This window comes from Mesorhizobium sp. M0633 (assembly GCF_040320645.1).
Classification (GTDB): domain Bacteria; phylum Pseudomonadota; class Alphaproteobacteria; order Rhizobiales; family Rhizobiaceae; genus Mesorhizobium.
The window spans coordinates 37016-49878 of the sequence record NZ_JAMYQC010000042.1 but is presented as its reverse complement, the minus strand read 5'-3'; the positions used below and the strand labels follow the sequence as shown (position 1 = coordinate 49878).

Here is a 12863-nt window from a genome sequence, read left to right as displayed (position 1 = left end):
GGCCCCGGGGGGGCCTCTAAAACTCGGCGCTCGCTCGTGTCCTGGCGCCCGTGTGGTCCTTTCCACATTTCTCTCGGCCCCCCACCCCCCCGGCGCCGGGGGGGCGGCGACGATCCCCCTGGTCATCGAGGAGTTGGTATTGGGATTGATGACGGCTATTCGCATTCGGGGCGCTCCGGCCAGATTCCGCTCGATTACAAGGAGGCCAGCGCACTGGACATGCGCTCCAGCCCTCGTCGCAGCAGAGGACGCGGGCAGCCGACGTTCAGGCGAATGAAGCCTTCACCGCCAGGCCCATAGACGCGGCCGTCGTACAGATTGACCCCGGCCTGATCGACAAAGAACTTCTGAATTCCACCCACTCTACGATCGAGCGCGCACGCGTCCAACCACACCAGAAACGATGCGTCGGGCCGCATGGGCGTAATGCCTGGAAGGTATTCGCCGGCGAAGTCACAAACCAGATCAATGTTGCTGGCGATGTAGGGTGTGACTTGATCGAGCCAGGGCGCGCCGGTGCTGTAGGCAACCTCCAGGGCCAGGCGGCCGAAAAAGTTTGCATTCACCATGAATGAGGCCTGCATCGCGGCAAGAAGCTGCTCGCGGCGCTTTTTGCTCGCCACCGCAATGGTTGCCGAAGGCACCCCGGCGAGGTTGAAAGTCTTCGTCGGAGCGGTGCAGATGAACGACTTCTCCGCGGCATCGTCCGAGATGGAGGAGAAGACGATGTGCGGGCGGTCCGACAACCTTATGTCGCAGTGAATGTCGTCGGATATAACCAAAATCCCATGGCGCTCACAAATGTCGTTCAGCGCCGACAATTCTTCTCGTGTCCAGGCCATTCCGGCAGGATTGTGAGGATTGCACAGCAGGAACGCCTTGGCGCCGCCGGCCGCCAGTTTCTCGAAGTCCTCCAGATCGAGCTCATACCTGTTGTTCTGCAGCCTCAGCTGGTTCGTGAGCAGAGCCCGCCCGTTTCCCTGAACCACTTCGAAATAGGGCGAGTACACGGGCGACTGCACAATGACGCCGTCACCGGGCTTCGTGAAGGTTCGCAATATCGCAGCCACAGACGGCATGATCGCCGGCGCGGGAAGGAGGGTCTCCAGTTTCGGTGACCAATTGTGCCGGCGTGTGAACCACGATTGCACGATCTCATAGTGGCGCGGATCGCGGCGTGTGTAGCCGTAGATGCCATGGTCCGCGGCCTCGCGCAGCCGCGCGATGACGGTTTCCGGGGCACGGAAATCCATATCCGCCGTCCATAGGGACAGCAGGTCCTGGCCTTCGACCTGAGGAGAGAACTCGTCCCACTGGTTGGCCCATTTGACGGATCCGAATTGCTGGCGATCGTGGATTTGGTCGAAATCAATTCTCGGAATATTTCGTTGCCCAACCGCCGATGCGGGCGTGTCTGCACAAGCCATGTGATAATCACCTGAAAAAATCTATTGCCACGGCCACGGCCGCTTTGCCTCTGCGGACGGCCCTACTTGAGGATCTGCGCCAGAAACTGCCGCGCCCGTTCCGACCGGGAGTTGGTGAAGAACTGATGGGGCGTGTTGGTCTCGACGATCTCCCCGCGGTCCATGAACACCACGCGATCGGCCACCTCCCGCGCGAAGCCCATTTCATGCGTCACGCACAGCATCGTCATACCTTCACCGGCGAGCGACACCATCGTGTCGAGCACCTCCTTGACCATCTCCGGATCGAGGGCAGAGGTTGGCTCGTCGAAGAGCATGATCTTCGGGTTCATGCAGAGAGCCCGGGCAATTGCAGCGCGTTGCTGCTGGCCACCCGACAGCTGCCCTGGGTAGCTGTCGGCCTTCTCGGCAATTCTGACGCGCTCCAGATAATGGCGCGCCAATTCCTCAGCTGCCGTCCGCGGCATCTTCCTCACCCAAACCGGCGCAAGCGTGCAATTCTCAAGCACCGTGAGGTGGGGAAACAGATTGAAGTGTTGAAAAACCATCCCAACGTTGTTGCGGACCTCGTCGATCTTGCGCAGATCCTCGGTTACCGCCTTACCGCTGACGATGATCTCGCCTGACTGATGTTGCTCGAGATGGTTGATGCATCGGATCATCGTCGATTTGCCTGACCCGGAAGGGCCGCAGATCACAATGCGTTGACCGTGGGGCACCGAGAGGCTGACGTTCTTGAGCGCATGAAACGAACCGAACCATTTATTGACAGCACGCAGCTCGATAGCCATCGCTTTGTTGTAGGGCGTCCCCTTCGTCGCTGCGCATATTGATTGAGACATCATCGTCGCGTCCTAGGATTTGTGGCCACGCGCCAATTGGCGCTCCATCGATTGCGAGTAACGGGACATGCCGAAGCAAAAGCCCCAGTAGACCAGTCCCGCAAAGAGGTAGCCGGTTGATGAGATCGTCGGGCCTGCCCAGTTCGGATCGACGCGCGCCGTTTCGATGGCTTTCAGGAAATCCGCGATGCCGACGATGGCGACCAGAGTCGTGTCTTTGAACAGACCGATGAAGGTGGAGACGATGCTCGGTATGACGATCGTCAACGCCTGGGGGAGGACGATCAGGCGCATCATGTCGAAGTAGCTGATCCCAAGCGCCTTCGCCGCCTCGTATTGGCCCTTCGGGATCGCCTGGAGGCCGGCCCTCACAACTTCGGCCATATAGGCGGACGAGAACAGCGCTATCGCGATGAGCGGGCGCAGGAGACGATCAGGCGTCAGATAGTCCGGGACGAAGAGCGGCATCATGAAGTTCGCCATGAACAATACCGTGATAAACGGCACCCCCCGGACGACTTCGATGAATGTGACGCAAACCGCTTTGACGAAAGGGAGTTCGGACCTGCGTCCAAGCGCCAGGATAACCCCGATCGGAAGCGAGAAGACGATGCCCACAATCGACATCAGCAGCGTGATCAAGAGACCGCCCCAGAGCGTCGTATCGATGACAGACAAATGGAGCCAGGCGAGCCCGCGCACGAGAACGAACGCGGCTACGGGGTAGACAAGGAAGAATAGCAACGCCGCCACTTTGCGCCGCGGAGCCTTCGTCCACAGGAGCCAAACGATGAGGATGGCGCCGATCGCCTGTGCGAGATCAACGCGCCACCGCTCGGAAGCCGGGTACGCGCCGTATCGTAGGTAGTCGAACTTCTCGGCAATGAAAGGCCAGCAAGCTCCTTGGCTGTTCGCACGGCAAGCTTCGCGGCCGCCGCTCCAGACCGCGTCGAAGATCGCAAAGCTCAGAAAGTGATGCAGCAGCCACACGGCGAGGAGGATAAAGCATATTGTCAGCGCGCCTGAAGAAGGCGTCGAAAACAGATTCTTTTTCATCCAGGTCACTGGACCCGGCCAAACGTCAGCGGGGGGCGCCATCGCTGGTATGAGCGCGCTGCTGACAACTGGCGAATGCATGGACTGATCGCTCATGCGTCACCTCTCGACGATCGCAAAATGTCGGTTACACGCGTTCATCGCCAACGACGTGGCAAGGGAGATAACGAGATAGACGGACAAGGTGATCGCCATGACCTGGACGGCGGCGCCGGTCTGGTTGAGTACCGTCCCGGCAAAGATCTGAACGAGGTCGGGATAGCCGATGAACACCGCAAGCGACGAGTTCTTGATGAGATTGAGATACTGGCTTGTCAAAGGCGGGATGATAATACGCAGCGCCTGCGGAACAACGACCAGGCGAAGCGTCTTGCCCGGCGCCAGCCCCAGCGCATACGCAGCCTCGCTCTGGCCCTTTGGCACTGCCTGGATTCCACTCCGGACGATCTCGGCGATGTAGGATCCGGTGTAGACCGACAGACCGATCAGGAGAGCGGCAAACTCTGGATAGAGTTGATGTCCGCCTTGAAAGTTGAAACCCCGCAGCTGCGGCGCGACAAACGAGACCGGCTCGCCAGCCGCCAGGAACACGATCAGCGGAAATCCTATCAAGGTCGCCAGGCTGATCAAAAATACCGGCAGCTGCTTGCCAGTTCGTTTCTGGACGCTCTTGGCGCGGAACCAGAATGCAATGCAGCAGGAAATGGCCGCTACCAATGCCAGGCCCATCAGTCCCGCTCCCGGATGCAGCTGGATCTCCGGAATGATGAGGCCGCGATTGTTTAGATAGATGCCGCCGGGGATGGCGATGGACGCCTTCGGGGAAGGCAACGGCTTGAGGACGGCGTTGTACCAGAACAGCAGCTGCAGCAATAACGGGACATTGCGCACAAGCTCGACATAGGCGGTCGCCACCTTCGAAACGATCCAGTTCGGCGAGAGGCGGGCAACGCCGATGACGAAGCCAAGCAAGGTGGCCAGCAAGATTGCGAGTAAGCTGACGTAGAGGGTATTGACCACTCCCACCCAGAACGCCTGACCGTAGGTGGACAGTGCATCGTACGGTATCAGGGTTTGATTGATGTCGAAGCCGGCAGCCTCATTCCAAAAATCGAATGAGAGCGGAATCCCCCGGACCCGCATATTCGATGCGGTCTGGATGCCAATGCCCAGGGCCAAAGCCAACAGGCAACCTGCGAGCAAGAGCTGGTAGAAAACGCCGCGCACTTTCGTATCGTGCTGCGATAGGCTCCTGCGCGAGGGCGCTGGAAGCGACAAATCGGACATGGCGTGTTCCTATCGGGATCTGTGCAAGGCGCTGGCGGTAACGCGCCATCGCCTTGCAACCATGCTTTGCCTAGCGAATCGGCGGAGCGTACTGAACGCCGCCTTTGTTCCAGAGCGCGTTCATGCCGCGCTCCATTTTCAGCGGTGAATCCTTGCCGATGTTGCGATCGAAGACTTCACCATAGTTGCCAACCTGCTTGATCACCTCGACCGGCCAGTTGTCGGCGAGCCCGATGTCTTTGCCTATGGTACCTTCCACGCCGAGCAAACGGCGGATGCTGGGATTATCCGACGATTTCATGGCATCGACGTTCTTGGAGGTGACCCCGTTTTCTTCCGCGGCCACCATGACGTAGAGCGTCCACTTCGCCACATTGAACCACTGGTCGTCACCCTGCCGCACCGCCGGGCCAAGCGGCTCCTTGGAGATCAGCTCGGGAAGAACGATGCTGTCGTCCGGCTTGGCCATGCGAAGCCGCGACGCGTTCAAGGTGGAGGTGTCCGCGGACAAGACGTCGCAACGCCCCTCCTCGTAAGCCTTCACGACAGCTTCCTCGTCGGCGAAACCAACCGTGGTGTACTTGATCGACTGCGAGCGAAAATAGTCGGCAAGGTTCAACTCGGTCGTGGTGCCCTGGGTGACGCAAATCGATGCGCCCTCGAGCCCCTTGGCTGATGTGATGTTGTCCGCCTTGCGCACCATAAATCCCTGGCCGTCATAGAAGTACGTCCCCGCAAACAGGATGCCGAGAGACGTATCGCGCGACGATGTCCATGTTGCGTTGTGTGCAAGAATGTCGATCTCCCCCGACTGCAAGGCGGTGAAGCGGTCTTTTGGCGTCAATGGGATGAACTTAACCATTTGCGCATCCCCGAGCACGGCGGCGGCAACCGCGCGACAGTAGTCGACCACAAATCCGGTCCATTTGCCTTCATTGTCGGGAAGGCTGAAGCCCGCCGTCGCCGAGTTCGTGCCGCATGTGAGCACTCCATTCTTTTTGACATTGTCGAGGGTTGCGGACCACGCCGAGGAGGCGGTGCACGCGATAGCGAGGGCAAGAAAGCCCTTGAACATCGATCTCATTTCGGTATTCCCCTGTTTTTGTTGAAGGGAATGTGGCCTCAAGTATGACTATTCGTCAAATTGACTGTTCTCATTGCGAAAATGAGCCTCATTCATAATTGAGGAGGCACTCGCTCTCGGGTGAAAGGGAGCTTGAGTGCTGATCGGGCTGGTTTGCTTGGGGCGGGCTAATCGAATGAGCGACGGCGCGCGCGACCTATGGTGCAGCCAACCCCGGTGCTCCGACGGTTGACCCTTCGTCTCTCTCGGTCCGCGACTCGTTGTAGATGCTCATGATTATTTCCCGGAGCCATTTGGTACCCGGGTCATTCGCCATCTGGCGGTGAACAATGAGCCAGGCATTCACATTCGATACGGGAAGGGGCGGCGGGACCAACGTCACCTCACTCCTCTCGTCCAGCATTTGCAGGATTGCATCGCCGCAATGAGTAATCAGTTCAGTGCCGCGAAGCGCCCAGGGCAGCACCAGATAATTCGAGATGGTCGCAACGACATTGCGCCGGAGACCATGTTGCTTGAGGGCGGCATCCGCGAGGCCTTCTGCCAGACCATCTGCGGAAATCTGCAGGTGAGAACTGGCCAAATATGTTTGCAGTGTCATTGCGTTCCTGGCGATCTTGCTTCCACTCCACACCGCGCAAAACAATCGATCCTGGCCAAGCTCCACCTTCAAGAGACCTGGGTCGCCGCGTATTGCCGCTCCCGTCAGTGCACAGTCGACTTGTCTCAAATAGACCGATGAACCGATTTCGGGTCCGTTTGCGGGAATGACGTTCAGCGTCGCGCCAGGCGCTTGCCTCGAAAATTCTCGAATGAGCCCTGGGATGAATATCATGGCGTGATAGTCAGTGAGTCCCACGCGAAAGTTGCGTCGCGTCGTTGCTGGATTGAAGATCTGATGCCGGTCGATCGACGCGCGGATCGTAGCCAGCGCAGCAGAAATATCTGACAGCAACTCCACTGCCCGAGGGGTTGGTCGCATTTCGCCCCCGTCTCTCGTGAACAATTCGTCCTGCAATAAATACCGAAGTTTTGATAGGGAATGACTTACAGCTGATTGTGTTCTTCCCAATTCGGCAGCTGCGCGCGTTACGCTCCTTTCACGCATCATCACGTCGAACACTCTCAGCAAATTGAGATCGATATCATCGAAACTCATGAGACCTTCCCCGTTTTCATCATGCCTCGCCCGCATGCTAACATCGCTTCCAACGCGCGAACGATGCCATGGCGAACAAATGGGTGATTGAATGCCACGTTGACCTGTAGGGAGGGCCGTCATCCACTTGATCTCCCAACCTGCTCAAGCGATGCAAGCAATAGCCTGTCATTCAAGGGAGTATCGGCTCCGAAAAACATCCGTGGAAGGACCCACGAAGCGTACCCACTGAATATGGACGAGCGAGGGCACAGGGTCGCCTGATTGGCGATAATCAATCGACAAAAACCGCCGGATGCCCCGAACTTTCGTGCCAGATTTGCGCACCCGAGCCCCCTGGACTCACCCGATTCTGGTTGTTCTGCTCATCTATTATTGCCACGAGCCGCGACTTTCCGGGCTCTCTGCGCTTGATCGCTAGTGCTGTCACGCCGCATGCCGCCAAAACTTAAAGAGCGCCTCCTCGATAGTGGGTCTTACGATGTAGCGGTCTAGCGACTTGAACCCCCGAAATCTGCACCGGAGCATTCTGCCGCATCTCACCCTGCCGATTTGCACGTCGCTACTCGCCTTTCCCGAACGAGCCGGCGAGGTAGCTTCCGCACCACGCAACATCCCGTATCTAGGGCAATACGATCTCTTCATTACCGGATGGTGCGGGATGTGGATTTGTTGTGCCGACTGCAATATGGCCCCGTTTATCGGGACCGAGGCTTGTCGAAGCAGCCAGCCGCCTGGATTTGATATCGTTGTGCTGTTTCGATACCGACGTTCTCGAGGCCGCGTCTATGAAGAGTGACGCGCTTTCGTACCCACCCCGCGGCCTCTCTCGTCAGGAAGCAGCGCGCTATGTCGGTGTCGGATCGACACTATTCGACGACATGGTTGCTGACGGCCGCATGCCGAGGCCTAAGCACGTCAACAGTCGCGCCATCTGGGATCGTGTGGCGCTCGATATCGCTTTCTCCGCCCTGCCAGACAAAGACAATGGTCTCCAACAACTACTGGAGCGGAGCAAACGAGAGCCGATAAGGAGATAAGCAACTACGCACATTGCGTATACGCTGCAGGCGTAGTACGGTCATCGCCTAGCGGGTGAGATGACGTGAACGACAATGAAAAGCTCGCGCGAGAAGTGAAAGCCTGGCGGGCGAAGGGAGGATTCACCGCCGAGAGTGCAGCCAAGGTCTTGGGAATACCGAAACGCACTTTTGAAGGCATAGAGCAAGGTCGAGGCTTCCCTTACCCGGTACTCCTGCGCGTTGCCATGGAAAGCAAGACCCTTTCGCTTCAGGCAATGCTGGAGGATTGCCCGCCTGTGGAGCAACGGCAGCGGAAAACTCAAAGGGAGATTTAATGGCCAGGCCATTCAAAGATGTCCGCTACCCCGGCGTTTCGTCGCGCATCAAGAACGGAAAGCTCATCTATCGCTATCGCGGCAAAGGAATGCCCGAAATTCGGCTTCCTGGCGGACCAGGCGATCCTGAGTTCGAAGCCGCCTATGAACAGGCAACGCAAGGCCAACGTCAAAACGCTGTCATCATTGACTTGCCCGGTCGGGCGTTGCCAAAAACATTTGGTCATGCGGCACGCCGACTTGAAGCGACGATGGAATGGCTGGACTTCGACGAAGCGACGCAGCAGAAGAATGCTCGGCTTATTGAGCGCTTCCTTCAGATGCAGGTCGATCCTGCCTATCCGCTGACCTGGCGCAACACGCCGGTGGAACATCTCGATGCCGACCACCTGCGTGTGATTATTGAAAGCGTCTTTGCCACCAACCGGACGGTTGCCAAGCACCTGCTGGTGGCAATCAAGAAGCTTCTGTGGGTGGCGATCGACGTTGAGAAATGGATCAAACCGCAGGACGATCCCTCGCTGTCGATCCGCGTCCGCATTCCAAAATCGACTGCCAATCCCGCCTGGCCGATCGCCATTCGTGAAAAGTTCGAGGCGCACCATCCAATCGGCTCAGCGCCGCGCACCTGCTATGCGCTCGGTTTCTGGCTCGGTAGCCGACGCGGCGATATCGCCTCACTGGAATGGGACGATTTGGTCCTCCAGGAGATCGAATTGTTCGATGGCTCCTTGGAAACAATCGAAGCCTTCAACTTCCGACAGCAGAAAAACCGCAACCGTCATGGCGGGCGCGAGATGTTCATCCCTGTCGTGGACAAGCTGGCGCAAGCTCTAGTGCCATTAGATCGCTCTAAGGGTGGCACGGTATTGAAGAATGCCTATGGGCGTCCGTTCTCCGAAAAGAGCCTCACCGGCATGATGGCACATTGGAACAAGCAGGCCGGCATCCCGGAGGGCTACACCCTGCACGGGCTGCGACGTACCTTCGGCACGTATCTCGCCGAATGCAACATCCAAGCGCGCGCTATCATGGAGGCGATGGGGCATTCTTCAATGACGGTAACAGACGAGTATGTGCGAGAGGCCAATAAGAGACGGATGGCTGTCGATATCGCCCGCGCCATTAACGAGCGGGAAGCCAAACGCGACGCCATGAAGCAACGGATACCCCTGCGCGTCATCAAATGAGTGAATCAACCCGACCAAGTGGAGGGTGGCATATCGGCCGCCCTTTTTTCGGCCCATAATGGGCCCAAAACGTTTTGGGCCGAGGCGTATTTTCCTCAATAAAATTAATGGTTATGGTGGGCCCGGAGGGTATTCAGAAAGCCATAAAAATCAATTGATAAGAGATCAGTGGGACTTCAGAGCATTCAAATCTTTTCCAATGTTTTTCAATGTTGTTGTCCCACTCAGAAGTGCCTCAGTCCACCAAGCCGACGCACTGAACGCCTCACTCGGAAGGGAGGTTTGCGCAAGGCGAAAGGAAGATCGCGTCGGTGTGCAGCCTTCCTGAGAAGGGTCGCGGTAGCGCCAACTGCTGACGCTCAGCGCGAAGACATCAATGTCCTGTTATGGGGCCGTCAGAGGACCGGCCGCTTCTCGCGCCCAGAAAGCGATAGCAGACATGCAACTAGGTGGTACAAAGTCTCTAGCGTGACCCTTTCGAGACATTTGCGTGCGGCGTTTGCGTCTCGAAAGCGGTTCTTTAGTGCTACCAGCACCAACGACCGTCTGCGGTCGTTCAGAACACGGGTTACCGTCTCTAAACCGGATATTGGACCGGGCAGCCGCCGGAAATTGATCGAATGGAGGTGATCGCCTGTCAGGAGGCGTTCAAAAACGACCTACGACCGCGATCTTCATCCGGCCGTTTTCATGGTGTCATTCCCGGCTATGCTGACAAGTTCTTTATGATCGGCAGCTTGCGGATCGTCTTGCCCGTCGCCGCCCGTAGCGCGTTGGCGACGGCCGGGCCGATCGGCGGCACACCCGGCTCGCCAACGCCCGTGGGCGGCTCGTCGGACGGCACAATGTGCACCTCGACGCGCGGCATCTGCTCGATCCTGAGCGGCATATAGGTGTCGTAGTTCTCTTGGTCTACGACACCGCCCGTCAGGGTCAGCTCCTCCTGGAGGATCGCGCCTAGCCCGAAGCCGATACCGCCCTCCATCTGAGCGCGGATCTGGTCAGGATTTATCGCGGTGCCGCAATCTACCGCGCAGACGACGCGGTCGACTTTGAAATCATTTCCATCGTTGAAGGTGATCTCCACCACCTCGGCGACATAGGTCGAGAGGCTTTCATGCAGGGCCACGCCGCGGAAATGGCCTTCCGGCAGAGGCTTGTCCCAGCCTGCCTTCTCAGCAGCCAATTTCAGCACGCCGGCATGCCGTGAATGGTGACCGAGCATCGACAAGCGGAAGTCGACCGGATCACGGTTCGCAGCGGCGGCGAGCTCATCAATCAGGGTTTCCATTGCGTAAGCGGTGTGGGTGGAGCCTACCGAACGCCACCACAGCACTGGGATGTTCACGTCCGTGGTGGTCAGCTCGACCTCCAGGTTCGGGATCGCATAGGGCAGGTTGGTGGCGCCCTCCACGGAGGTCGGATCGATGCCGTTCTCGATCATCGCCGCAAAGGGCGAACCGCCCGCGATCGATTGGCCCACGATGTGGTCATGGAGAGCGACGACATTGCCTTCCTTGTCGAGCCCCGCCTTGACTGCGTGCACATAGGCCGGCCGGTACCGCCCACCCCGCATGTCGTTCTCGCGGGTCCACTGCACCTTCACTGGCTTGCCGGGTCCCAGTGCACGCGCTGTGGAAACAGCTTCGATAATGAGATCTGCGTCCGAGACCGCTCGGCGGCCGAAGCTGCCGCCGGTCTTCATCACGTGCAGCCTCACCTTGTCCGGCGTGGTGCCGCCTACTTGAGCGGCAGCCGCCTGATAAAGGTCGGGCATCTGGTGTCCGCCCCAGACGTCGATGGTGCCGTCTTCGTTGATTCGGGCGGCCGCGTTGAGTGGCTCGATCGAAGCATGGACAAGATAGGGGAATTCGTAGTGCCCTTGGATGACTTTCTCAGCACTGGCCAACGCTGCGGGAGTGTTACCGTCGTCGCGCGCGGTGGCCGCGCCCGGATCGTCTGCTGCCTTATTGTATTCGGCCATGATCTCGGCCGTGCCGCGCCTTTCGGCCTTCTCTTCGTTCCAGGTCACCTCCACGAGATCGCGGCCCTTGAGCGCCGTCCACATGTCCCTGCCGACCACGGCAATGCCGCGCGGCGTCTGGACGACATCGACAATGCCGTCGAGTGCCTTGGCCTTGGAGGCGTCGAAGCTCTCGATCTCAGCGCCGAACTTCGGCGGATGGATCATAATGGCCGTATTGAGTCCATCCATCTTGAGGTCGATCGTGTAGGTCTGCGCGCCATTGGTCTTGCCGGCGGAATCGTAGCGCTTGAGGCTGTCCGATCCGATCTGGGCCCACTTGTCGCGCGGCTTTAGCGGCACGTCGTCGGGAACCGGCATTCCCGCTGCGGCTTCAGCCAGGTCACCGAAGCGCGCCTGCATCCCTGAGGCGTGCGACACGACCCCGGAAGCCACTGTGATCTCGCCGGCTGGCACGTCCCACCGCTGCGCCGCGGCCGCCACCAGCATGGCCCGTGCGGCAGCACCCGCCTTGCGGTAGCGCTCCCACGACGAGCTCATCGACGTGGAGCCACCGGTTCCCTGCGCGGCCCCGCCCCAGGCGAGATTGCCGTAGAGCGCGGTATTGCCATATCCGCCGACCACGTGGACCTGCGCCCAGGCGCCGTCGAGCTCTTCCATAACCAGGGTGGCGATGCCGAAATAGGAGCCTTGTCCCATCTCGAACTGCGACGAGTGGATGACGATTCGGTTCTCCGGTGTGATCTCGACATAGGTTTGGAAGGGATTCGCCTGGACCGCTGCAGGCGTCGTTTGTGCGTTGGCGGGCGCGGCCATCATTAGCCGGTAGCCCACGGCGAGGCCCGCGGTGGTGACGGCCGTGCCGAGGAGGAACTGGCGGCGCGTGGGCCCCACGGCATTATGCTTCGGGAGAAACTGCAACATGCCTCAAGTCTCCAGCCGGTTGGCGGTCTCGTGGATGGCCGCGCGGATGCGATGATAGGTGGCGCAGCGGCAGAGATTGCCGCTCATCGCCGAATCAATATCATCGTCCGTCGGCTTCGGCGTCTCTGTCAGGAGGGCCACGGCCGACATGATCTGGCCAGACTGGCAATAGCCGCATTGAGGTACGTCGAACTCGGCCCACACGGCCTGGACCGTTTCGCCGATCTTGCCCGACACGCCCTCAATGGTGGTGATCGAGGCTCCTTCGATGTCGCCGACTGCGGTCTGGCACGAGCGCGTCGGCATGCCGTTAACGTGAACCGTGCAAGCGCCGCACTGGGCAAGGCCGCAACCGAATTTCGTTCCTGTGAGTCCGATGCCGTCACGGATCGCCCAGAGCAGCGGCATCTCTGGATCGACGTCGAGTGTTCGCGCCTCGCCATTGAGGGTAAAAGCGACCATGGCTTGCTCTCCTTGTCCTGAGCTGGCTATCTCGTTGCGCCTCCGCCCGGCTAGGAACCGGACTCTTCTTGCTGAGGCATAGCGACCACAG

At 59.1% G+C, this 12863-nt stretch carries 11 protein-coding genes; 3 read left to right on the top strand and 8 right to left on the bottom strand.

Features of this window, described 5'->3' with window-relative positions; genetic code table 11:
- Positions 1-194: 194 nt before the first annotated feature.
- The 6 genes from NKI47_RS30445 to NKI47_RS30420 form a co-directional block, all read right to left on the bottom strand.
- Complete coding sequence (locus NKI47_RS30445) at positions 195-1427, bottom strand: MalY/PatB family protein (RefSeq protein ID WP_352594783.1); 1233 nt, start codon at positions 1425-1427, stop codon at positions 195-197.
- Positions 1428-1489: 62 nt separating this feature from the next.
- Positions 1490-2218: an amino acid ABC transporter ATP-binding protein gene (locus NKI47_RS30440; protein WP_352594781.1), complete on the bottom strand. Its 729-nt coding sequence runs from the start codon at positions 2216-2218 to the stop codon at positions 1490-1492.
- Between the two features lie 63 nt (positions 2219-2281).
- Positions 2282-3421: an amino acid ABC transporter permease gene (locus NKI47_RS30435; protein ID WP_352594780.1), complete on the bottom strand. Its 1140-nt coding sequence runs from the start codon at positions 3419-3421 to the stop codon at positions 2282-2284.
- A gap of 3 nt (positions 3422-3424) precedes the next feature.
- Positions 3425-4612 (bottom strand): amino acid ABC transporter permease, encoded by a 1188-nt coding sequence (locus NKI47_RS30430; protein WP_352594778.1) that lies wholly within the window; start codon positions 4610-4612, stop codon positions 3425-3427.
- A 70-nt stretch (positions 4613-4682) separates the two neighbouring features.
- The gene (locus NKI47_RS30425; protein WP_352594776.1) at positions 4683-5696 is read right to left on the bottom strand and encodes an amino acid ABC transporter substrate-binding protein; all 1014 of its coding nucleotides are present in this window, start codon (positions 5694-5696) and stop codon (positions 4683-4685) included.
- Positions 5697-5892: 196 nt separating this feature from the next.
- Positions 5893-6855, bottom strand: a complete 963-nt coding sequence (locus tag NKI47_RS30420) for a LysR family transcriptional regulator (RefSeq protein ID WP_352594774.1) — start codon at positions 6853-6855, stop codon at positions 5893-5895.
- Positions 6856-7643: 788 nt separating this feature from the next.
- On the opposite strand from NKI47_RS30420, the gene NKI47_RS30415 reads away from it, so the two are divergent.
- The 3 genes from NKI47_RS30415 to NKI47_RS30405 all read left to right on the top strand — a co-directional run bounded on the left by NKI47_RS30415 (position 7644) and on the right by NKI47_RS30405 (position 9402).
- Positions 7644-7895: a hypothetical protein gene (locus tag NKI47_RS30415; RefSeq protein ID WP_352594772.1), complete on the top strand. Its 252-nt coding sequence runs from the start codon at positions 7644-7646 to the stop codon at positions 7893-7895.
- A gap of 65 nt (positions 7896-7960) precedes the next feature.
- Complete coding sequence (locus tag NKI47_RS30410; protein WP_352594770.1) at positions 7961-8212, top strand: helix-turn-helix domain-containing protein; 252 nt, start codon at positions 7961-7963, stop codon at positions 8210-8212.
- Positions 8212-9402 (top strand): tyrosine-type recombinase/integrase, encoded by a 1191-nt coding sequence (locus NKI47_RS30405; RefSeq protein ID WP_352594768.1) that lies wholly within the window; start codon positions 8212-8214, stop codon positions 9400-9402. The genes NKI47_RS30410 and NKI47_RS30405 overlap by 1 nt, the downstream gene beginning before the upstream one ends.
- A 706-nt stretch (positions 9403-10108) precedes the next feature.
- On the opposite strand, the gene NKI47_RS30400 is transcribed toward NKI47_RS30405, so the two are convergent.
- Positions 10109-12310: a xanthine dehydrogenase family protein molybdopterin-binding subunit gene (locus NKI47_RS30400; protein ID WP_352594766.1), complete on the bottom strand. Its 2202-nt coding sequence runs from the start codon at positions 12308-12310 to the stop codon at positions 10109-10111.
- A 3-nt stretch (positions 12311-12313) separates the two neighbouring features.
- Positions 12314-12772, bottom strand: a complete 459-nt coding sequence (locus NKI47_RS30395; protein WP_352467057.1) for a (2Fe-2S)-binding protein — start codon at positions 12770-12772, stop codon at positions 12314-12316.
- Between the last annotated feature and the right edge of the window lie 91 nt (positions 12773-12863).